The following is a 21613-nucleotide window of genomic DNA, read 5'->3' on the forward strand; positions in this document are numbered from 1 at the left end:
GTTACAGGGGCTGTTCAACTATTTAGTGGGTGCCATCACCTTTGGCTATCCTTCTCACTTCTACGGTATTGCCTTCTCCCTGTAAAGCAGGACAGCCTTTGGCAAAAGCCACGGCTTCGTCCACAGAGTCGGCTTTCACAATCACGTATCCTGCAATGGTTTCCTTGATCTCTCCGAAAGGCCCGTTGGTGACCACTTTATCATGATGTACTACGCGGGCGTCTTCAAAAGGAAGACCGTTGCCGCCGCTGAACTTGTTTTGTGCGGCAATGCCACCGATCCAGTCCATGGTCTGTTTCATCCATATCTGCATCTGTTCGGGGGAGGCGATTTTTTTACCGTCCTGGTGGCGGAATATCAGCATAAATTCGTCCATGATGTGTAGGTTTTAATTGTAAGGAATATTTGTTTTGAACACCCCTTAACAAATGGAAATTACCGAATTGGACATCTGCCTGAAAAAATATTTTTATCCTCCGGTAGTAACCGCTATAATGCTTAATAGATAAGGCTTTTACTGGATGACCAGTTTTACGGAGTCTGCCGCCAGCCGGTATTTCAGCCAACGTTGTACCCTTGTTTTTTCTGCCTGATTTATTTTTCGGGTGAAGCCAGCCATTACTACCGTGATGGTATCCTGTGAGCTGCTGTCGGGACGCCGGAATATCATGTCGGAGGCTGCATAATACTGGCAGAATGGAAACAGGGCTTTAAATTCATTGGTAATGTCTGGCAGGGGCGGATGGACAGGAGTATTAGTAGTGGTGGTTTTCCGGCTGCTGTCCTGCCGGAAAACATCTTCCAGAATACTGGCTTTGATCTGGGAAAAATCAACTTCCTGTTTAGTGTTCAGCCCTTGATATACCACCAACTGTGTTTGTTCCAGATGATACTGCCCCATTCTTTTGCGGATACGGCTGATGGCGGAATCTGCCAGCTCTGCGCCTATCAGCAGCAGGTTGATTTCCTTTTGCTGAGGGCGGTAGATAAAATTGCGGTTCACCACCTGTGTGTTGCTGAAATTAAATTCTTCTCTCACAAAATGTCGCGCATTGTTTTCGAAAATACTTTTATCTACAATGCGGTAAGCCAGGTAAATACTGGGCACAACAGTGATAATCGTAACGATCAGAATATACCGGGATACCTTTTGCTCATATCTTTTGTCTTCAAATCTTTTTTTTCTGAATTTGAGGAAACGTACGATGAGCAAGGTGCTGAGGCAGATGAAGATACTGTTGATAAAATAGAGGTAAAGGGCGCCTGCGAAATACAACAGGTTGCCCGAAGCCAGGCCGAAGCCGGCAGTACATAGTGGTGGCATCAGGGCAGTAGCGATGGCTACGCCGGGGATCACATTGCTTTTTTCCTGACGGGTGGCGCCCACTATACCTGCCAGTCCGCCCAGGAAGGCTATAAATACGTCCCACACCGAAGGAGTAGTACGGGCCAGCAACTCAGACTGCGCATCATGTAGTGGCGTGATCAGGAAATAAAGAGTGGACGTGGCAATACTGATCATGGTAGCAATCAGCAGGTTACGGCTGCTTTTTTTCAGCAGATCAAAATCACTGATGCCGACACTCAGGCCGATGCCCATAATAGGCCCCATCAGCGGCGATATCAGCATGGCACCGATGATAACAGCGGTGGAATTGACATTGAGCCCGATAGAGGCAATGAAGATGGCAAAAATCAGGGTCCACAGATTGGCGCCCTTAAACTCCGAACTCTTGGTGATACCGATGATCACTTCCTCATCGTTGGCCTTATCAAGATAAAGATTAAATTGTCGTTGTACAGTGATACGGATCTTCCGCCACAGGCGGGATTCACGATGGCTTCTCTTCATAGCTGCAAAAATGTATTGGATTAACAACCGGGCGCCGGGTTTCGTTCACGTAAAGGTTGCTATCAGAAACAGATATATTTTATTACTTTAGGCAGATATTGAAATTTCCACGTAATCATCTTGCTAAATAACTTTTGATATGAACATTTCCAGAAGAAACTTTTTAGTAAAAGGAACACTTGCGCTGGCAGGTACCACGCTGCTGTCTAAGTCGATGTTGGCGGCTGCCGGCAAAAAGGAAGTGCTGGGTATACAGCTTTATTCTATCCGGGAAGATATGAAGAAAGACCCGCTGGGTACCCTCAAACAACTGGCTGCCATGGGCTATAAGCATGTGGAGCATGCCAATTATGTGGACCGGAAGTTTTACGGTTACACCCCTACGGAGTTCAAGAAAGTGCTGGCCGATCTGGGACTTTCCATGCCCAGTGGCCATACCGTTATGGGCCCTGCCCATTGGGATGCTGCCAAAAAAGACTTTACCGATGCCTGGAAATACACCGTGGAAGATGCCGCCACCGTAGGACAACGTTATGTGATCAGTCCCTGGCTGGACCAGAGCCTGCGTAAAAACTACGATGACTTCAAAGCCTACATGGATGTTTTCAACAAAAGCGGTGAGCTGTGTAAGAAGTCGGGTATGAAGTTCGGTTACCACAACCACGATTTCGAATTCAGTCAGGAGCTGAACGGCAAAAAACTCTTCAACCTGATTCTGGAAAACACAGACCCTTCACTGGTAGCCCAGCAGCTGGACATCGGCAATATGTATCATGCCGGTGGTATTGCCCTGGACATCGTCCGCAAATACCCGGGCCGTTTTGAGCTGATGCATGTGAAGGATGAAATCAAAACAGCCGGCAAAGGTGAGATGGGCGGAGGCTACGAAAGCACTGTTCTGGGCAAGGGCATCATCCCGGTGAAAGAGGTGATAGACCTGGGTAAAAAGTCCGGTGGTACCCGCTATTTCATCATAGAACAGGAGTCTTATCAGTCGCTCACCCCGCTGGAGGCGGTAAAGCAGGACCTGGCTGCCATGAAAAAATGGGGGTATTGATTACGGAAAGGACTGTTACCAATGGTACTTTTACCCCAAAGGTAAATTATAAAAAACTTGTATACCTTTCCGGACAACAGTACCTTTGGTACTTTGCAACAGTGGTACGCTGTGCCGCTTACATGTTGAATGGTATTAAACAGTCTTTATTAAAAATTGATCAATGATTAACGTGGCAAAGCCGAACCTACCACCTTTAGATAAGTACGTAGAGCTGTTAAAAGGCATTTGGGACCGTAACTGGCTAACCAACAACGGCCCGCTGGTAAATGAACTGGAGCTTCGGTTAAAGGAATACCTGGACGTAAAACACTTATTGCTCCTTAGTAATGGTACCGTAGCCATACAACTGGCGCTTAAAGCGCTGGGACTTACTACGGGAGAAGTGATTACCACTCCTTTTTCTTTTGTTGCCACCACTTCCAGTATCGTCTGGGAAGGCCTGACACCGGTGTTTGCGGATATTGATCCACATACGTTAAATATTTCACCGGCTGCTATTGAATCTAAAATAACCGCTGATACCGTGGCTATCCTGGCTACGCACGTATACGGCAATCCCTGCGATATTGAAGCGATTGAACAGATTGCCCGCAAACATCAGCTGAAAGTGATATATGATGCCGCCCACTGCTTCGGGTCAAAATACAACAACCGTTCTGTCTTCGACTACGGCGATATCAGTACCACGAGCTTTCATGCTACTAAAGTTTTCCATACCATAGAAGGCGGCGCTGTATTCACCCAATCTGCCGAACTGCTCAAAACACTGGCGTACATGCGTAACTTCGGTTATGATGGGCCGGAAGATTTTGCCTGTGTAGGCATCAATGCTAAGAACTCTGAATTTCATGCGGCCATGGGCCTGCTTATCCTCGACCAGGCAGATGCCAACCTCGAAGAACGGATAAAGATATCTGAACGATATGATCAGAAATTAAAAGGACTCAATGTACAGCATGTACGTATACAGTCCGGTGCTACTTTTAACTACGCCTATTATCCTGTTATTTTCCAGGATGAAGCAGCGCTGTTGAAGGCTGTAAAAATGCTGAATGACAACTGGATTTATCCAAGAAGATATTTTTATCCTTCCCTGAGCAAACTCAGGTATGTACAGCCACATGAGTGTCCGGTGAGTGAAGATATCAGTAGAAGAGTATTGTGCCTGCCTTTGTACACGGGCATTAAGGATGTAGAGGTAGACCTGATCTGCCGGCTGCTGCTGCGTGCCCAGAATAACTAAAACAGTTCAGGTATACTAAAAAGATAAGGGCCTTCCGGTATCGGAAGGCCCTTATCTTTTTATTTTATTAACCGTTGCGGCCGGCATCATAACTGATCATCCACTGTATGCCAAACTTGTCTGTCAGCATTCCGAAATAGGAGCCCCAGAACATTTTAGCCATGGGCATGGAGGCTCTGCCGCCGGCAGAAAGCCCCTGGTACAGACGGTCTGCATCCGCTTCACTATCCGCGCCAACAGAGATGGAGAAATTGGTGCCTTGCACTACCTTGCCATATTGGGCAGGGGTGTCGCTACCCATCAGCATAGAGCCGTTGCCGATAGGCAGTGCGATATGCTGAAGTTTGTTTTTCTCTGCTTCAGGTGGAGCGTAATGATCCGGTGTGCTGTCGAAACGCATCACCACAGCGAATTCACCACCAAAAACAGATTTGTAGAAATTGAAGGCTTCTTCGCAATTGTCGTTAAATGTTAAGTAAGGATTTAATACGGATGCCATGATATTTATTTTTTTTTAAGGTCAAACGAATGAATAACAAATCTACGTGTAATAAAGTTCCGGATATAGGGTGAATCCTGACATTTCAAGGGGTGGATTCCGACAGTTTTATTTTTTTATTTGTGCAGAGAAATCAACAGCAGGAGCAGGATACCTTCCCTCAATCTTTTTAAGGCCTTGCGCATATGTTGTTCTACGGTATTAACGGAGATGCCCAGTGTATCTGCAATTTCGTGGTTGGACATATGTTTGTTGCGGCTCAGGAGGAAAACGGTGCGGCATTGTGCAGGCAGTGCCTGTATTTGCTGGCTCAGGGTTTTGAGGAGATCGGTCTGATAAAGCTGATGCGAAGCGTCTTCTGTAATGGAAGGCTGTTGTTGTGCGGCGAGTGTGGTATGTTGTTCGCGTACCAACACCTTACGGAAATGATCATACGTTTTATGCCGTAATATCACTTGCAGATAAGCAGCGATATTGTCCAGCTGATATTCCCTTTTATAGTAGAACGCCAGTAAGCTCTCCTGTGCCAGCTCTTCGGCGAGGTATTGATCTTTTACTTTCTGGTAGGCCGTTACAACCAGCTGTGGAAAATATTTGCGGTACAGGCAGGCAAACGCTGTTTCATCACCTTCCCTCCAAAGTGATAATAATGATTGGTCGTCGGTATGCGTGCTGTGATGATTCAAGATAATACTCCGCAGTGGTCGGGATAAAGATATAATCTTTTGCAAAAAAATTACCGGCGAAAAAAAATATTCCATCGGAGTAACGGTGAGGCAGTTGAGATACGTCATACCCTGGTGATTCGGTTCTATTAGAATAAAAAATATTTATCAAAGGAGTAACGGTAACGCTTCGCAGCATCGTCATTACAATATGCAAAGGGAAGAACTTCATCAATTACTGGAGAAATTTCATGCCGGCCAATGTACTGACGCTGAACTGGAAGCATTGCAGCAATGGTACGACGGCCTGGGAGAAACGCCACAGACGCCCTATTGGGACGTGATGGATGAAGCTTACCTGCGTGATAAATATGCCGATTTTCAGCAGCGCTCATCGCTCCGGCCGGTGAAAAGCCGTTATCGTATATGGAAGCGCGTTACTGCCGCCGCCGCCGTACTCGCCGGGATCATGCTGCTGTCAAGATATTTGCATCCATTGTCTGTAAAGGTGATCCCACCTGCCGTCACCGGGATACATAGCCGTGCCGTAAAAGCGCCGGGTCCCGGCGAGGCAGTAACATACGACCGGCATCTGATATTGCCGGACAGTTCTATTGTATTGTTACGTGCCGGCAGTACGCTGCAGCTGGCTCCGTCTTTTAACGAGACAGACCGTCTGCTGATATTGCAGGGAGAAGCTTATTTTGATGTAAAACAAAATGCCCGCAAGCCATTTATGATACGTTGTGCCAACGTATGTACCTATGTGCTGGGAACAGCCTTCAATATCAAGGCAGATGCCGATTCCAGGCGTGTAGTGATCACCGTTGCCAGCGGTAAAGTAAGAGTGGAAAAGGAAAATAAAACCATGGCCGTGCTCACACAAAACCAGGAACTGGTATGTGGTGCTCAGCAACCGGCCGCTGCCAGCCATGTGAATGTAGCGCCTAAAGTAGAGTGGATGGCGAAAGACCTGATGTTTAATGAAACAAGCCTGGAAACCATCTGTAACCGGCTATCTGCCCGTTATCAGAAGCAATTCGTTTTCAGCCGGCAAGTCAATAAAGAAAAACGTATCACCATTACCGATACATTCTACGGTACAGAATCACTAAACGATATACTGGATATCGTCTGTACTACCCTTGGATATACCTATTCTGTTGCAGGAAATACTGTAACAATTACGATGCTATAATCATCCGTATCACGGAATTCAAAAATCAACCAAGCCTTATTATCATGAGGAGAGTATGCCTGTTGCTATTATTTGCCATGCATGTACACCTGGGGTATGCCCAGATCTTACAGAAAACCGTCAGCCTGTCGTTACAGCACCAGCCCCTGTCAGTTATGCTGACGGAAGCGGGCCGGCAGGCCGGTTGCAAAATCTCATTTCCGGCAGACGAAGTAGCTGTCTGGACAGACCTTTCCATCTCCTGTAACAGCAAACCGTTGGGAGAAGTGCTTTCACAGCTGTTGCAAAATACAGGACTGGATTACAAAGCATTACCCAATGCGGTCGTCATCTTTCACAAGCCCCAACCGGCGAGGTCGCAGGAACCTGCTGTCAACCTGCTGGGGGTGGTAAGAAATGAACAGGGAGCCCCTTTGCCTTATGTGACCATCGCTGTAGGCACCAACGGTGTAATGACCAACAGCAGCGGTTCCTATTCATTACTGCATATCGCACCCAAAGCCACTGTCAGAATTTCCTGCATAGGCTACGAGCCACAAACCATTGTGGCCGAAGTGCTGGCCGGTATGAAAGAAGTAGTGCTGAAATTCGGTCGTCATAACCTCGGCATGGTGGAAGTCAGTACGGCCTATCAGCGTATCCGCCCGGAACAAAGCACCGGCGCTATCTCCGCCATCGGCACCAAAGAATATGAAACACGTATCAGCACTGATTTCCTTTCCGGTATCCAAAACAAACTACCAGGTGTGCTGATCAATAATGATATGAAGTTTGAAGGTAACTCCCTCTTTCAGGTCAGAGGCCTGTCTACCATCTCGGCCAATAAACAGCCGCTCATTGTGGTGGATGGTTATCCTACAGAACTGACTCTCGATGCGATCAACCCTAATGAAATCAAATCCGTTACGGTGCTGAAAGATGCTGCTTCCGCCACTATCTACGGGGTACGTGCGTCCAACGGGGTAGTGATCATCGAGCGTAAACAGGCGGAGATAGGACGTACCCGCTTTGCTTTTCGTACTACCCTGGGCGTTACCGGCAAGGAAAATTACAGCACTTACCGTCTTGCTCCCAGCAATACCACCCTTAATTACCTGCGGGATACCTATAAAGACGGAACAGACCTGCCGGTAGACTGGACCCGCTACAGAACTTCATACAGCTACTACCAGCCTGGTTTTGATATCCTGCTCGACAGAAAAGAAGGCACCATCACAGCGGAACAGATGGCAGCACGTTTTGATGCACTGGGTGATTACAACAACGCCGCCGAGTACAGCCGCCTGTTTCTGCGTAGCGCCCTCAATCAGCAATACGACCTCAATATATCCGGTGGTACACAACAGGCCACTTATTATGTATCGGCCAACTATACCGGCAACCGGCTTTCAAAAATGAATAATGATGACAGCCGCTTTTTACTGTCAGGCCGTGCCAACTACCGTTTCAATAAACGCCTCTCCCTGGAACTGACCACCGATTACCTGGAAACCAAATCCAATGTGGCGCCGGTACCGGATTTTATGAATGTATACGGGTATGAACGTTTTCAAGATAAAAATGGCAATCCGCTGCCCATCTTCGATGGTTCCAATATGAACCCGGTTTTTAATGATACCATCATCAAAAAAGGATTGTACGACAACCTGCGGTATCCGCTGGTAGACATGAATGAAATCAGCGACCGCAATAAAACCGTCAGCAACAAGGTGATCGCCAATTTCAACTATCATATCGGACATGGTTTCAACTTCAGGTTTGGCGGCATATACGAAAATTCCCGGGCCGATCTGACGCACTACGCCAGCGAAAAATCATCGGAAGCCCGTCAGTATGTTAACCGCTATGCGGAACAAACAGATAAAGGCATTCTCTTCAATATACCCAAGGGTGGTTATATCAACCAGAAAAATACCAGCGCGCTCAGTTATACTGTACGGGCACAACTGGACTACAATAAAATTATTCATGACCAGCATTCCTTCAACGTTATACTGGGTGCTGAAACCCGCAAGGTGACTACATCTGCCAGTGTCAGTTCTACTTTCGGCTACAACGATCAAACGTTGCTGCAACAACCGGTGGATTATAACAAAATACTCACCGGCTCATGGGTATCACAGTTTGCCTATGGTAATCCTGCACTCAGATTCGAAAATCTTTTTTCGAAAGCGTATCAGGATGACCGTTATATCTCCGGTTATTTTAACGGTGTATATTCTTTCAGAGGCAGGTATTCCCTTTCAGGAAGTGTGCGTATAGATCAGTCCAACCTCTTCGGTACAGATCCTAAATACCGTTATAAACCGCTTTGGTCGGTAGGCGGCGCCTGGAACATAGACCAGGAGAACTTCATGAAAAATGTTAACTGGCTGGATGCCCTGAAGCTGCGCGTAGCTTATGGTATCAACGGTAACACTTCCAAAGCAAGTATTCCGCAGATTGTAGCCACGTATGCCTCCAATCTTCGTACTTCACCTGCTTCTGTAGCCCTTAACCTGGGATCGATGGAGAATACAGCCCTGCGTTGGGAAGAAACCAGCAACCTCAATATGGGAATGGATTTCAGAGTGGTGGGTAGCGTATATGGCAGCATTGATTATTACACCCGCAAAAGTAAGGACCTGCTCGCCGATGCACAGCTGGACCCTACCAAAGGTGCCAGCAGCGCCAAACTGAATGCCGCATCTATCAGCAACAGTGGCGTGGAACTGAATCTGCATGCCGACTGGATTACCCGCAAACGTTTTAACTGGAATACCGGCATTGCGTTGTCACGTAATATCAACAAGGTATTGGCGCTGTATGTCAATAACAAACAACAGTCCTATCAATATATCGGTAATAACTATGTGGTGGACTACCCGGTGGGCGCGGTGTTCAGCTACCGTTATGCCGGTCTTGATACGAATGGTTTGCCGCAGATATACGGTATAGACGGCAAGCGGAAGAATCCTGGTTATGGTGCGCTGGATGAAGGTCTCAGCGACCTGGAATATCAGGGGGCAGGTATGCCAGTTATTACTGCAGGTATCAGCAACAGAATTGACATCGGTAATTTTTATGTGTACTGCATGGTGGATTACTACGGTGGTTTTAAAACCCGGATACCAGCGCCTTCTACCGGTTCCACCCGCCCGCTGGCCGGCACAGAAAACTATTTCCGCCAGAAAGGGGATGAACAGAAAACAGATGTGATGGGCCTCTATCCTTACTGGTTGTATAATGCCTATCATGGTTATGTGTATAACTATTCTGATATACGGGTGGTGAATGGGGCTTACCTTGTATTGCGTGATATCACGGTGTCTTATAATTTCAGGAATGCAGCGGTTATCCGGCGTATTGGCTTTACCAACTTTGAAGTGAAGGCGCAGGCCTCCAACCTGATGACCATCGGTCTCAATAAATACAACTATAGTATGGCCACCGGCAGTTATGCCAGAAGACACCTGGTGCCTACCTTTACTATCGGCCTGTTCACCAATTTCTAAAGCATTAACAGCAAGAACATGAAACACAAATGGATAATATGGGGACTGGCCGGCCTGCTGACAACGGCCACTTCCTGCCAGAAATACCTGGACATAGTACCGAAAGGAAAAACGATCCTGACCAATGTAAGTGACTACGATCTTTTTCTGAACAGCCAGGACCTCACTTCCAGCGGCGCCCGTGAATTAAACCTGCTGGCCGATGATGTAGACCAGCCCGCTATACCGCAGCCTGCAGTGCTGCCAGCTGATCTGGTCTATCTATGGGCAGAGCAGTTTTCCAATGATACCAAAGTGCCGCCGTTATTCTGGGGCAAACATTACGCAAATATCTATCGTTACAATGCTGTGCTCAAAGGTATCAGTAATGCCGGCAACGGCACTGCCAGAGATAAAGAGCGGATACGTGCAGAAGCTTTGCTGGGCAGGGCTTTTGAATACCTGTATCTTGTCAACCTGTATGCAAAACCCTACAACGCGGCTACTGCGGCCAAAGACCTGGCAGTACCGTTTATGGAGTCTATTGATATCTCCGATAATACACCTCCCCGCAGCACCGTAGCTGTTATCTATGAGCATATTATTCAGGATATCAATGCCGCTATTCCAGGGCTGCCAGCCAGCAATGCGGGCAACCGTTTCCGCGGCGCGGTACCTGCCGCTTACAGTGTGCTGGCACGTGCCTACCTGTATATGGGCTTATATGAGGAAGCTGCTAAAAACGCAAGACTGGCGCTGGGCGACACTCCTCCTGTCATCCTGGATTATAATACCATCCCCAATGCCAAAGCCATCCCGGGCATGGCTATCAGAACGTATGAGCTATACGCCCGTTACTCTACTTCAGCGGCCACCAAGGAATATCCTACCATTGAATTTCTGAAACTGTTTGATGTGAACGACCTGCGGTTGAAATTCTATTATGAAAACACAGGTGACTATACCTATCCCAAACGCGGTGTGGTGACGTATAACCCAAGTGGAGCAGTCCCCAACTTCGGCACTTCTGTAGAAGAGATGAAGCTGATACTGGCCGAAGCTGCAGTCCGCGGTGGCAGGCTGCAGGAGGCACTGGACCAGTTGAACGATATCCGTAAATGCCGTATTAAAAAAGATGCATATCAGCCGCTGGTATCTTCCGATGCTGCACAGGTGCTGGACCTGGTATGGAAGGAACGCCGGCTGGAACTGGCCTACAGAGGCTTCCGCTGGATAGATATGCGCCGCCTCGATGCAGCTAATAGTATGCAGACAGTGAACCGTTATGCTGATGCAGGCAAAGTAATTGTTACCTTGCCACCACATGCGGCCAGATATACTTTACAGATACCGCTCAGCGTTTTATCCTTTAATCCGGATATGCCGCGTAATGATTAAGCCATTCTAAAATCTGATCTATGCAAGGAAAAACTATATTATACACCTGTCTGGCTTGTATAAGTCTGCAAACCGCACAGGCACAGTCTTTCACGCTGAAAGGCACGCTGCCTAAAACTACCCTGGCCACTAACAGGTACGTATATCTTTCCTATCGTCAACACAACCAGACTATCACAGACAGCTGCCGCCTGGAAAAACATACCTACCATTTCCAGGGTAAAGTGGAGTATCCCGCAGAAGCCACGCTTTATCTGAAAGTGTCTGAGGACAACGCGCAGTATTATTTCAAGACGCACTTCATCAAACCATACCAGCATGTGTTTTTTCTGGATAAAGGGGCGTTGACGGCCGTTTCCGCCAATGAATTGATTGATACCAGAGTGAGTGGTTCCGCTGCAGAAGATGATCATCTTGCGATGAAAAAAGAGCAGGATGATCTCTATCAGGAAGGAGAGAGAAATTTCGGTAAAGAAAGAAAGGCCGCTTTCGCCGGCAAGGACAGCGCTGCCATAGCAGCAGTGCTCCGCAAGTCTTATGCAGTGGACGATGCGCAGGAAGCTGCCAAACTACGTTTTATGCAGCAGCATCCGCAGACAGGTATTATGCTGAAGCTGCTCAATGAATACACCCGTACAAAGATAGACCCCGTGGTGATAGGCCCTTTGTATGATGGTATGCAACCTGCGCTGAAAGCCTCTCCGGAAGGTATTGCCTATGGCGTGCGACTGGCCAAAGCCCGGGAAACCGCACCCGGTATGCCTGCGCCACAGGTAACATTGCCGGACAGAAACGGAAATGCCATCACCCTGGCTTCGCTGAAAGGGAAAGTGGTGCTGCTCGATTTCTGGGGCAGCTGGTGTTATCCCTGCCGTATGAGCCATCCCCATTTGCGGGAAACATACGCCAGATACCACGATGCCGGCTTCGAAATATTAGGCGTTGCCAACGAAAGGGGCGATGAATCCGGCTGGAAGGAGAGCTGGACCAAAGCCCTTGATGAAGATCATATGACCTGGCTGAATGTGCTCAACACAAGTTCCAGCGCCGAAAAAGAGAAAGGAATACTGAATGCATATGATGTAAAGGCTTTCCCCACCAAGATACTGATCGATAGGGAAGGAAAGATTGTGGAGAAGCTGGTTGGCAACTCAGAAAAGAACCGGGCTGCGCTGGATGCGCTGCTGGAAAGACTTTTGGGGGCGCATTAATACAACGCCCTGCTGCTTTATGACTGCCAGCTGTACTGCCAACAGCTGGCAGTTATTTTTTTATACTGTATTTATAAAAGATATTTTTGTCTTTATTGTAACTTTGCTCCGGCAAAAACAACAAACATATATGACTCGTACAACAACAGGGAAAACAGAACGGACATGGATTACCCTATCACTGATCAACCTGGCGATTGTAGCGGTGCTGGGAGTATTGCTCCGCTCTACTGCTTTATTTTCCCTGCCGGGCATTCATTATAATAACCTGTTGTTTGGTCATTCGCATTTTGCCCTGGGTGGATGGATCACCTTATGTTTGTTTGCTTTAATGACTTACCGGCTGTTGCCGGAGAGCAGCAGTAGTAAGCCGGTATATAACTGGCTGCTGGGTGGTATATATTGTACTTCCCTGGGGATGTTGTTTAGTTTTCCGCTGCAGGGCTATGCTTTTTTCTCTATTCTGTTCTCTACTTTGTTTATTGTGTGTACGGGCATATTCAGTGTGGTTTTTATCAAAGACCTGCTGAAGGCCGGGCGGGAAAGGGCGGTGACCCTGTTGGCTGCCGCTTCGTTGATATCACTGGTATTATCGGCTGTGGGCCCATTTTCGCTGGCTTATATGATGGCTTCCCATCAGGTGAACACGGTGCTGTATCATGATGCCGTGTATACCTATCTGCATATGCAATACAACGGCTTTTTCACGCTGGCGGTGTTTGCGCTTTTCTGTTATCATCTGGGTCCGGAAAGTGCGGAGAAAATCCGTTACCGGTTTGCGTTGGCTTTGTGTGCTGCGGTATTGCCTACAGCGTTTCTGTCTTATCTGTGGCATCAGCCGCCGGTGCTGGTACGGGTGATCGGTGCTGCGGGTTGTGGGCTGCTGTTGCTGACACTGGCCCGGTTTGCGGAGATGGTCCGTACTGTAAAAGCGCAGATGAAGATGGTTAACCCGCTGATGCGTAATCTGGGTATACTGGCCCTTACAGCGTTTGTATTAAAGACGATAGCGCAACTGCTGATTATTTTTCCGGCGATAGGTGACCAGGTGTTTGTAAACAGGCCGTTGATCATCAGTTATCTGCATCTGGTGATGCTGGGTTTTGTGACGCTGTACATTTTTGCTCAGTTGCTGTATACCGGTTTTTTTGCCCGGGTGAAAATGCTGGCAGGCGCCGGCATCTGTGTATTCACCCTTGCATTGGCGGGCAATGAAATTATCCTGTTGCTGCAGGGGATGCCCGGGTTGGTAGGCATCCCCGCTGAACGTTATCCCTGGCTGCTGTTGATAGCCGCCTGGGGTTTGCTGGCAGGCGCATTACTGATAGCAGTGGCTGCTGCTAAATATCTTTTTTCCGGAAAATCCTTACCGCTGTTATCAATGGAATAATGATCCAGCATAACATACAGAGAGTAGTGTAGATACTGCCGGTAGCTGAACCCAGAAATTTTTTGAAGAGCGCACCGGAGTAACCCATCATGACCGCAGCATCGAGCTGCAACAGTACCAGTATTCTTGCCAGGTCAACAGGATTCAAAGATATCAATCCCAATAAAGGTTTGTCTATTGGATATTCACTGAAAGAGTAGATAAAGGCCAGTAACAGGCCATCAAATAATAGTGTAAAAAACAAGGCCGTAATAATGCCGGCGCCAATCCCTTTTGTTTTGTCTTTGAACAGCACAAAAATAAGCAGTGCCAACGCGGAGAACACCAGTGTGAGCAACATGCCGCTGATAACTAAAGCAATAGCCGCCAGGTTGTTGTACAGCACAAATACGGGAACGCCTACACCGACAAAATAGGCGAGGCTCAGCGCTATGGCTACACCTGCGTAAACAGCCAGCAACATGGTTTTACGCCGGATTGGCTGTGCCAGCAGCAGCTCAGTGAATTCTGCAGAATTAAAAAAATAAATGGTGGAGAAAAGATGGCTGATGATGGGCACAAACAGCAGTGTAATATTGAGCAGGCTTAACATGCCTTTGGAAGTATTGTCACTCATGCCGGCCACGCTGATCGTCAGCACTCCCAGTACCAGGGTGTAAGCCAGCACGGTCCTGTTTTTCAATAGATCTATCAGGACGTATTTAATAATTGTCTTCATGTACATTGGTTTGCATCAGAGCCGCAATCACTTTATTCAGTTGATGGAAGCCTGTTGATTTTTTCAATTCTTCTACCGTTTTAAAGCAGACCAGTTTCCCGTCCTGCAGGTATACCACATGACTGGTAATATCATCGAGGTCACTGAGAACATGGGAGGTGATCATTACCAGTTTACCGTTGGCCCGTTCCCGTGATATCTTGTCTTTCAGGATCTCGCTGGATACCGGATCAAGACCGGCAGTGGGTTCATCCAGTATCAGGATGTCTGGTGAAAAGAGGAAAGCGAGGCAGGCGCTTACTTTCTGGCGTGTTCCACCAGAGAGGTTACGCATCAGTTTATGTTCAAAAGCGGGTACGTTAAAACGCTGAATCAGTTCCTCATCGAAATGCTGACAATCCTTTCTGACTGCACGGAGCATGGCAAACACCTGGCGCACAGACATATTTTCGGGATAGCGTCCTATCTGTGGCATATAGCCGATTTTGGACCGGTAATCCCAGTGGGTACGGATATCCTGCCCGTTGATATTGATGTCCCCCTTTTCAGGAATAACCAACCCAAGAATGGATTTGATTAATGTCGTTTTGCCGGAACCGTTAGGACCCAGCAATGAAACGGTTTGCCCTCGTTCCAGATGGAGACAGATATCATCCAGGGCTTTGAATTTTTTGAAAGACTTTGTCAGATGGGTGATGCGGATCATAGTTCAATTTTTTTCATCATCGGAGAATCATCCTTTAGCTGGTCGGGTATCATGCTGGGCATTACTTTTTCTACCTGTTCCATGATGCCGGTGAGGAAGCTGCGGTAGAGGATCATGGCGGCGGGTATTTTTTCAGAGATCACGGCGTATACGCTGACCGGATAATGTGGGACGTCCCCGATATGATCGCGGTCCAGATCATAACCATCGTATTTATCCCAATAGTTGCGGTGAAACTCGTTCAGCATCAGGGTGCCGTTGGTAACTACATCAAAGGAGTTGCTGATAAAATTATTTTCCGTGAAGCGGCTGCCGCTGGAGCTGGCCATTACGCGCAGGGCCCAGCCGTTGTCCTGAAAGAGGTTATGCAGCACATCTACGCGGGTAGTGCCTTCCATGTGAATGGCAATCGTATTTTTGATGAAACGGTTGTGTTCTATTTTGCTGTCGGTGATCTCTTTTAATAAAAGACCATAGGAGGCATCTCCCCAGTTCTGCACAAAAGTATTATCGTACATGGTTACTCCTCTGGTATACATCACGGCTACGCCGGCACCATTTTCCCGGAAGGTATTTTTCGTATAGCTGTTCTGGTGGGAAAACATAAAATGCAGGCCATAACGTTGATTGGTATACGAAATATTATTATCAATTTTTGAATCGGTCACAAATTCGAAGTAGATACCATCGCGGTGGCCGGAAACGTTATTGCCGCTTATCTGCAGCCGGTCGCATTTCCAGGCATGTATGCCGTTGCCTCCGTTGATTTCATTTTTGATGCCGGTATGCACAATATTGTTAAGGATTGTGCAGTTGTGTGCATTCTGCAGATAAATACCGTAGGTGCAGTCCAGGATACGGTTGTTGCGCAACACTACATTTTTAGCGTTGCTGATGCGGATGCCGGCGATATCGGAAATAGAAGATCTGCCGGTGCGTTGCACCTGGATTCCCTGAATGACCACGCTGTCGGCGGTGATCAGAAGGCCGGGATACTTGCTGCTGGCGTCTATCACTGGCATACCGCTTCCGACAATGGTGATGGTGCGGGTGATGTTAATATCATGTTCCTGATAAATACCTTTCTGTACCAGCAGGGTATCTCCGGGCAGAGCTTTGCCGATGGCGGTGCGCAGGGCATCCTTGCCGGGAGAAACCCTGATGGTGGTGGCATAATTTGTTAAACAGCTACCGGTCAGCCATAAAAGCAGCCATAAGTGTTTCATCATATCAGGGATTTATACGCGTGAGGTCTTCCCAGTGCAGTAGTTTTTGCTCCAGGTTATCTTTCAGAGGAACGGCGGCCTTTTCGGAGGCAAAGGCTGCATAGTTGCCGTTCATGGGTGTTTTGAAGGATGGATTGTGCAGGTAGATGGCCTTGCGTGCATCAATAAAAGGATGGGTAGCATCGCTGTGGTCGGCTATTAAAAGCCGGCTATCGGGAGAAACCTGATTGGCAGACATATATTGCAACATGCAGATGGCATCATCAAACTTATAGGCTTTCCCTTTGGGTGTGATCAATTCCGCGGCATAACGTTTATCCATGATGGTCATCCTGCAATGAGCACAGGCATCATGGCCATAGTCTACTGGTTCAAAATCCGGGCTGCAGGCAAACTGCAACATAAAAAAGCCAAGCAGGAAAATCAAAGTATTGTGCTTCATATCATTTCTTTTTCCATTCATAAAATGTGATGACCGTCAGTACCACACCTGCGGCGCAATAAAACCATCCTGCCAGGTCGGGTTGTGAGAGCACTTCAAAGTTGAGCAGCTTTTTGTACCCCAGCAGCGGCGGCTGGTAAGACATGCCAGGCACCTTGATGGGCGCATTCGGGTCCAGGTTGTGGCCATAGTTGTATTCCCACAGATAGAAATCAGTAAAGGAACAGAGGGCAATCACCAAAAAAGCGGCGGTCCATATGTAATACGCTCTTTTGCTTTTTAACAGGAATACGAGCACGCCACCTGCCATAAACAAGACGATGGCAATGGGCATGAATACAAATTCACGGAAGTCATCGCGGTGGATGGTTTTCATTCCGATATAGTGATTCAGTCCGTTGATGATGGGCACATCCCCTTTTACATCGTTGATCCATATCTGCATAGACAGTCCATCCGGGTACTGGGGAGCCCTCATGTCTATTCGCCACATGGGAGCGAGCCAGAGGGTGCTCAGGAAGAGGACTACTATAGGAATGCTGATAAGGCCTGCTTTAGTTAATCGTTTCATAATCGACAGTTGAGAACCGGTGGCGCCGGGCAGCACCACCGGTTATATAGGATTTATTTTGCTGCAACCGTTTCTGCGGTTTCGCCGGTGCCAAATTTCAGGGGCACGTTAGCTCCTTTGGGAGATACCCGCAGGTAGCCTGACATTTCCTGATGCAGGGCAGAACAGAAGTCGGTACAGTAGAAAGGATAGATGCCTTGTTTTTCCGGAACAAATTTCAGCGTAACGGTTTCGCCGGGCATGATCAGCAGTTCCGCGTTGGGATTGTTTTTGATGGCAAAGCCATGTGGGATATCCCAGTCCTGTTCCAGGTTGGTGACATGGAAGTATACTTCATCTCCAACATAAACACCTTCGATGTTGTCTGGTGTGAGGTGTGAGCGGATGGCTGTCATGTACACGTCTACACGGTTACCCTGACGTACCACTTTCGCATTTTTCTCACCCATGGCCACATAACTATGTTTGTTTTTGTTGATGTCGAAGAACTTCACCTGTTTGTCTTTGATCAGTGATGCCGCGCAGGCCTGTGCATAGTGCGGTTCCCCAAAGGTGGGGTAGTCCAGCACCAGCTGCATTTTATCGCCTGAGATATCATACAGCTGGGCAGACTGCGCCAGTTCCGGGCCGGTAGGCAGGAACCGGTCTTTCGTAATCTTGTTGTAGGCTACCAGGTATTTGCCGGCCGGTTTTTTGGTGTCGCCACCAGGGATCATCAGGTGACCTACGGAATAGTAGGTAGGTGCACGGTCCAGTACTTTAAGATCTTTAAGACTCCATTTCACTACTTCAGAAGAGAGGAACATAGACGTATAAGCGTTGCCTCTGCCGTCAAATTCTGTGTGCAACGGCCCCAGGCCTGGTTTCTGCACTTCGCCGTAGAGAGCAGATTCGTATTTGAGGATAGGGATACCTTTAAAGTCTCCTTCGAATTGTTTGTCGCCAATAGCTTTGGTGATTTTGCTGAAAGAGAATACCGGGATGAGTGCAGCCAGCTTCCCGCTACCCACGATATATTCGCCTGATGGGTCTATATCACAACCATGAGGTGATTTAGGGCAAGGGATCATGTAGACCATATCCGGACAATCTTTCGGATCGAGTAACAGCACTTCATTTTCGATCACGGAAGTGGCAGTTTGTGTGTGCTCATCATAAGTGTTGTGGGCATAGGGAGCACTTACTTTTTTACCTTTGCCGGCTTTCGCATATTCTTCGGCTTTTTTCCAGTTAACCGCTACGATATAGTCTTTGTCTTTCTGGGATGCGTTTACCTCCAGCAGGGTATAGGCTTGTTCGGTGTTGTAGCTGGAGAAGAAGAACCAGTCGTGGGATGGACCTTTACCAGCGTGGCTGAGGTCGAGGTTCATCCCTGGCAGTACGATCTGGAAGGCGATATCCATTTTACCGGAGTTTTTATCTACGCTGATAAAAGATGCGGTGCTGTGGAAGTTTTCCTTGAAGGAGCTGATGGGCACATCTTCGCTGCCGAGTGGAACAGAGAAGCGGGTGCCGGCTACTACGTATTCCGTATTTTCGGTGATGAAGGGAGAGGAGTGGTTACCAGCACTGTTGGGAATCTGGAGGATCTCCATTGTTTTGAAGGTGGTGAGGTCTATGCGTGCAATACGGGGTGTATTGTTGGCATTGGCGAAGAGCCAGCGGCCGTCTTGTTCTCCGTTGGTTTGTGACAGGTCAAGGTGGTGCTGATCATCCCACGGAATGGAACCGTTGGTAGTGTTGAGCATGGCTTTGGTTTCTTCACTGTAGCCATAGCCGTTTTCCGGGAAGACGGAAAATACAGGGATTACTTTCAGCAGGCGTCCGGAAGGGAGGCCATAAACGGATACTTGTCCGTTAAAGCCACCAGATACAAAATTGTAGTATTCATCATATTTACCGGGAGCCACGTAGGTTTTAGAGGCGGCATCGCCCTGAACGGCGGTGGCGGCAGTTTTCATTTTGCAGCTTTGCATGGCGGCAGTGGCGGCTACCAGGCCCAGCATGAGACTAAGTCTTTTCATAATAGACGGAGTGAGTGTCAGCAATTATTTTTTACCATCGTTGGCCCGCATGTATTCCAGCAGGTGTCTGGCTTCATCATCGGTCAGGTGCTGATTGGGCATACGTACCATACATTCCTGCAACATGGCCTGTGCTGCCGGATCTTTGTCGATCATCTCGTCGGTGTTGGTGACGAAGTTCATGATCCATTCAGGTTTCCTTCTTTCGGTAACACCTTTCCAGCCCGGGCCTACCAGTTTTTCGCCGCTGAGCTTATGACAGGCGGCACATTTCACTTCATAGGTGCTTTTGCCGCTGGTGACCATGGTCTGGTCCAGAGGATCGGTCAGTTTCACTTCCGCGAATTTGCCCATTCCTTTTGTTTCATCTGTAGGTGTCTGACTGCTGGCCTGTGCAGGAGCTGTCATGCTGGAATCCGCTGCAGGTGCGTCTGCTGCGGGTGGTGGTGTGCCGGAACCACAGCTGTAGACCAACAGGGCTACTGCTGCTATTGCTGTTAAAAACATTGCTTGTTTTTTCATGGCTGCGATTTTTTTGGTTTGAGTTTATACGAAGCGAAAAATTAATAAGGATGATTTTGTCCTTAATTATAGCAGGCGATAGTTTATTAGGAAGTATTGTTATGCATCGGAATGATTTATCAGGAGAGGTGATTGGAAAACTGTTGTATATCTTTTACCAGCGCAGTGGTATTGGATTCCTGCACCAGATCGAAGTCGGAGATGTTTAGCGGTTTACGGCATAATCTGGCCACCGCGCTGCCCAGGCGTATCTTGAGTTTATCGATTACAGAGAGTTTCGGGTAACAGATCCTGCCTGGAAAAAAGTAGGGATGGATGCCGCGTAACAAAGCGGCCGGTACGTTGTGTTGTATATATCCATTCAGTTTTTCCTGCTTGTCGTCACCGCGGGTGGCCGTTACAAGGAAGAGGAACAGTGGTTTGTTTGCCAGTACGGCCATATGCTGTTCCAGCCACTGTTTCATCATTAGTTTACCGATATATATACTGCTGCCCAGTACCAGGAAATCAGCGGCTGCGAGCTGGGCTGTTGTTACCTGCTCCGCATCTGTCGCTGGTAGTTGCAGTGCTTCACTTAACCACGTTGCATATTGCCGGGTAGCCCCGTATTTTGATTTGTATAGGATGATGCCGTGCATAGAACAGATTTTTTAGAACATTTCACATTTGTTTATGCCAGCAGGTAGTCATAACTCCCTGTTGCTCTCTGTATTGTTGATATTGGTATGTAGATAATAAAGGATGATTGCGTCTTTTATTATTTAAGGACAAAATTATCTTCTTTTAAATTACTTTCCAAAAAAGTTTAACAAAGTATTGATACAATCCGGTTGTGAGAGGGGGGGAAACGACCCTTCATCCGGCAAGCCTTTATAACGGCGCCGGATAAACGAATCATTTAAAAAGTTGTCAGGAGAGGGGCAGGAAGAAGGAGAGGGGCTAGCAGTGTTTCCGGGAACCTGTGATATTGTCGATAAAATAGTTGCCTTTATTCAGCTCTTCCACCAGCTGCTGGATAGAAGTTTTTTCGAACATCTGTTTCAGCTGTTTTTTGATCGCTTTATACTGCGTATGCATAGGGCAGGGCCTGGTTTCCGAGCATTCTCTCAGGCCCAGCACACATTTGGTGATGACATTGGCTTCTTCTACAGCCTCCAGAACAGCCTTCACCGGCAGCTTGCGGGCGCGGTCGGTCAAGTAGAACCCTCCATTGGGGCCGCGTACTGAACTGATCACCCGGTTGTTTTGCGTGAGCAGCTGTAGTATCTTGGCCGTAAAGGATTTGGGAGAGTCGATGCCTTTGGCTATCTCATCAATCCCCAGTTTATTATCTTCTGACCCTTTCTGCGCGATGTAAATCGTTGCTCTCAGGGCATATTCGGCTGTTTTTGAAAGCATATGAAAAATTGTATCAT

Annotated in this window: 20 protein-coding genes; 7 read left to right on the forward strand and 13 right to left on the reverse strand. The window is 47.7% G+C overall.

Going from position 1 to position 21613, the window contains the following annotated elements; genetic code table 11:
• Nucleotides 1-22: 22 nt before the first annotated feature.
• Nucleotides 23-376, reverse strand: coding sequence for a YciI family protein (locus tag DF182_RS21145; RefSeq protein ID WP_113617794.1), 354 nt, complete (start codon nt 374-376; stop codon nt 23-25).
• Between the two features lie 138 nt (nt 377-514).
• Nucleotides 515-1852 carry a TIGR00341 family protein gene (locus tag DF182_RS21150; RefSeq protein ID WP_113617795.1) on the reverse strand — a complete coding sequence of 446 codons (1338 nt, stop codon included), beginning with the start codon at nt 1850-1852 and terminating at the stop codon, nt 515-517.
• Nucleotides 1853-1991: 139 nt separating this feature from the next.
• Between DF182_RS21150 and DF182_RS21155 the strand changes: the two genes are divergently transcribed.
• Nucleotides 1992-2909: a sugar phosphate isomerase/epimerase family protein gene (locus tag DF182_RS21155; protein WP_113617796.1), complete on the forward strand. Its 918-nt coding sequence runs from the start codon at nt 1992-1994 to the stop codon at nt 2907-2909.
• A 163-nt stretch (nt 2910-3072) separates the two neighbouring features.
• Nucleotides 3073-4155: a DegT/DnrJ/EryC1/StrS family aminotransferase gene (locus tag DF182_RS21165; protein ID WP_113617798.1), complete on the forward strand. Its 1083-nt coding sequence runs from the start codon at nt 3073-3075 to the stop codon at nt 4153-4155.
• Nucleotides 4156-4222: 67 nt separating this feature from the next.
• On the opposite strand, the gene DF182_RS21170 is transcribed toward DF182_RS21165, so the two are convergent.
• Nucleotides 4223-4654, reverse strand: coding sequence for a VOC family protein (locus DF182_RS21170; RefSeq protein WP_113617799.1), 432 nt, complete (start codon nt 4652-4654; stop codon nt 4223-4225).
• A 116-nt stretch (nt 4655-4770) separates the two neighbouring features.
• Nucleotides 4771-5340 carry an RNA polymerase sigma factor gene (locus tag DF182_RS21175; RefSeq protein WP_161964205.1) on the reverse strand — a complete coding sequence of 190 codons (570 nt, stop codon included), beginning with the start codon at nt 5338-5340 and terminating at the stop codon, nt 4771-4773.
• 190 nt (nt 5341-5530) lie between these two features.
• Between DF182_RS21175 and DF182_RS21180 the strand changes: the two genes are divergently transcribed.
• From DF182_RS21180 to DF182_RS21200, 5 genes are all read left to right on the forward strand, one after another.
• Nucleotides 5531-6517 carry a FecR family protein gene (locus DF182_RS21180; protein ID WP_113617801.1) on the forward strand — a complete coding sequence of 329 codons (987 nt, stop codon included), beginning with the start codon at nt 5531-5533 and terminating at the stop codon, nt 6515-6517.
• Between the two features lie 44 nt (nt 6518-6561).
• Nucleotides 6562-10011: a SusC/RagA family TonB-linked outer membrane protein gene (locus DF182_RS21185; RefSeq protein ID WP_113617802.1), complete on the forward strand. Its 3450-nt coding sequence runs from the start codon at nt 6562-6564 to the stop codon at nt 10009-10011.
• 18 nt (nt 10012-10029) lie between these two features.
• Nucleotides 10030-11388 (forward strand): RagB/SusD family nutrient uptake outer membrane protein, encoded by a 1359-nt coding sequence (locus tag DF182_RS21190; protein WP_113617803.1) that lies wholly within the window; start codon nt 10030-10032, stop codon nt 11386-11388.
• A gap of 20 nt (nt 11389-11408) precedes the next feature.
• Nucleotides 11409-12599 carry a TlpA disulfide reductase family protein gene (locus tag DF182_RS21195; RefSeq protein ID WP_113617804.1) on the forward strand — a complete coding sequence of 397 codons (1191 nt, stop codon included), beginning with the start codon at nt 11409-11411 and terminating at the stop codon, nt 12597-12599.
• A gap of 130 nt (nt 12600-12729) precedes the next feature.
• Nucleotides 12730-13989: a hypothetical protein gene (locus tag DF182_RS21200; protein WP_147243496.1), complete on the forward strand. Its 1260-nt coding sequence runs from the start codon at nt 12730-12732 to the stop codon at nt 13987-13989.
• Here DF182_RS21200 and DF182_RS21205 read toward each other — a convergent pair.
• The 9 genes from DF182_RS21205 to DF182_RS21245 form a co-directional block, all read right to left on the reverse strand.
• Entirely contained in the window at nt 13940-14707 is a 768-nt protein-coding gene (locus tag DF182_RS21205; protein WP_113617806.1) for an ABC transporter permease subunit, read from the reverse strand. The genes DF182_RS21200 and DF182_RS21205 overlap by 50 nt on opposite strands.
• Nucleotides 14691-15413: an ABC transporter ATP-binding protein gene (locus tag DF182_RS21210; protein ID WP_113617807.1), complete on the reverse strand. Its 723-nt coding sequence runs from the start codon at nt 15411-15413 to the stop codon at nt 14691-14693. The genes DF182_RS21205 and DF182_RS21210 overlap by 17 nt, the downstream gene beginning before the upstream one ends.
• Nucleotides 15410-16642 carry a nitrous oxide reductase family maturation protein NosD gene (nosD, locus tag DF182_RS21215; RefSeq protein ID WP_245957505.1) on the reverse strand — a complete coding sequence of 411 codons (1233 nt, stop codon included), beginning with the start codon at nt 16640-16642 and terminating at the stop codon, nt 15410-15412. The genes DF182_RS21210 and nosD overlap by 4 nt, the downstream gene beginning before the upstream one ends.
• Before the next feature lies 1 nt (nt 16643).
• Nucleotides 16644-17081 (reverse strand): nitrous oxide reductase accessory protein NosL, encoded by a 438-nt coding sequence (locus DF182_RS21220; protein WP_161964206.1) that lies wholly within the window; start codon nt 17079-17081, stop codon nt 16644-16646.
• Nucleotide 17082: 1 nt separating this feature from the next.
• Nucleotides 17083-17652 (reverse strand): hypothetical protein, encoded by a 570-nt coding sequence (locus tag DF182_RS21225; RefSeq protein WP_147243497.1) that lies wholly within the window; start codon nt 17650-17652, stop codon nt 17083-17085.
• A gap of 53 nt (nt 17653-17705) precedes the next feature.
• Nucleotides 17706-19676, reverse strand: a complete 1971-nt coding sequence (nosZ, locus tag DF182_RS21230) for a Sec-dependent nitrous-oxide reductase (RefSeq protein ID WP_113617810.1) — start codon at nt 19674-19676, stop codon at nt 17706-17708.
• Between the two features lie 24 nt (nt 19677-19700).
• The gene (locus tag DF182_RS21235) at nt 19701-20198 is read right to left on the reverse strand and encodes a c-type cytochrome (RefSeq protein WP_113617811.1); all 498 of its coding nucleotides are present in this window, start codon (nt 20196-20198) and stop codon (nt 19701-19703) included.
• A gap of 119 nt (nt 20199-20317) precedes the next feature.
• Nucleotides 20318-20836 carry a flavodoxin domain-containing protein gene (locus DF182_RS21240; RefSeq protein WP_113617812.1) on the reverse strand — a complete coding sequence of 173 codons (519 nt, stop codon included), beginning with the start codon at nt 20834-20836 and terminating at the stop codon, nt 20318-20320.
• Nucleotides 20837-21137: 301 nt separating this feature from the next.
• Nucleotides 21138-21596 (reverse strand): RrF2 family transcriptional regulator, encoded by a 459-nt coding sequence (locus tag DF182_RS21245; RefSeq protein ID WP_113617813.1) that lies wholly within the window; start codon nt 21594-21596, stop codon nt 21138-21140.
• Between the last annotated feature and the right edge of the window lie 17 nt (nt 21597-21613).

The sequence above is a fragment of the Chitinophaga flava genome (assembly GCF_003308995.1).
Classification (GTDB): domain Bacteria; phylum Bacteroidota; class Bacteroidia; order Chitinophagales; family Chitinophagaceae; genus Chitinophaga; species Chitinophaga flava.